This is a genomic window from Angustibacter aerolatus (assembly GCF_054776675.1).
Genome location: NZ_BAAHBM010000196.1, coordinates 1 through 920 on the forward strand (window position 1 = coordinate 1; position 920 = coordinate 920).

General features: G+C 81.3%; 2 pseudogenes. Both read left to right on the top strand.

Annotation, left to right across the window (positions count from 1 at the left end):
- Positions 1-639 (top strand): annotated as a pseudogene (locus ACYVI6_RS18760) (hypothetical protein); the annotation flags it as partial.
- A pseudogene (locus ACYVI6_RS18765) lies at positions 636-920 on the top strand (hypothetical protein); the annotation flags it as partial. The pseudogenes ACYVI6_RS18760 and ACYVI6_RS18765, both read left to right, overlap by 4 nt.

Here is a 920-nt window from a genome sequence, read left to right on the forward strand (position 1 = left end):
CTCGGCGGCGCCGGGCACGCCGACGCGCGCGGCCGCAGCGGCACCGCCGCCGTCGCGGCTGCCGTCGCGGCGGTCACCGCGCCGCAACCGGACCTGTCGGCCACCGAGTCGCTGCTCGGCCGGCTCGGGGTGGGCTTCGTGCTCGTCGCGCCACCGGTGCCGGCCGACCTCGAGCGCTCGCTCGACTCGACGCCCGGCCTGGCCCGGCTCGGGTCCTCGACGTCCGGGCAGCTGTGGCGCGTCGACGGCGCCGGGTCGCCGCAGACGGCACGTGCCCGGGTGCTCGACGCCGGGGGCGAGCCGGTGGCCACCGTGCCGACGTCCGGTCCGCACGCCCGGGTCGACACCCGGTCGGTGCCGGCGGCCGGTGGCACGCTGGTGCTGGCCGAGCAGGCGTCGCCGCGGTTCACCGCCACGCTCGACGGGCGGCGGCTGACCCCCGTCGCCGGACCGGACGGGTGGCAGCAGGCGTTCGCCCTGCCGGCCGGCGACCCGGGGCGCCACCTCGTGGTGCGGTCGTCCGACCCGGCGGCGTCGCGGTGGCGGCTCGCGCAGCTCGTGCTGCTCGGGCTGCTGCCGCTGCTCGCGCTGCCGGTGCGCCGCGAACCGGCCGCCCGGCCCGACGGGGAGCCCGCGTGAGGGCCGCCGGAGCCGTGCGGGTCGGCGTCGGCGCGGTGCTCGCGGGTGGCGTGGCCGCGGCGGTCGGCCTGACCGGTGTGCCCGCCCTCGACCTGCGCCGGGTGGCTCCGGTCGCCAGCACCGACGGCACCCGGCCCGCGAGCACCGTCGCGGCCACGCGCACCGACCTGGTGTGCCCCGGCCCCGAGACCATCGGCGTGCGCGGTACCGACGCCGTCGGCACCGCGCCCGCGGCCAGCCTCGTCACCGCGGCCGCCGTGCCCGCGTCGCTCGCGCCGCAG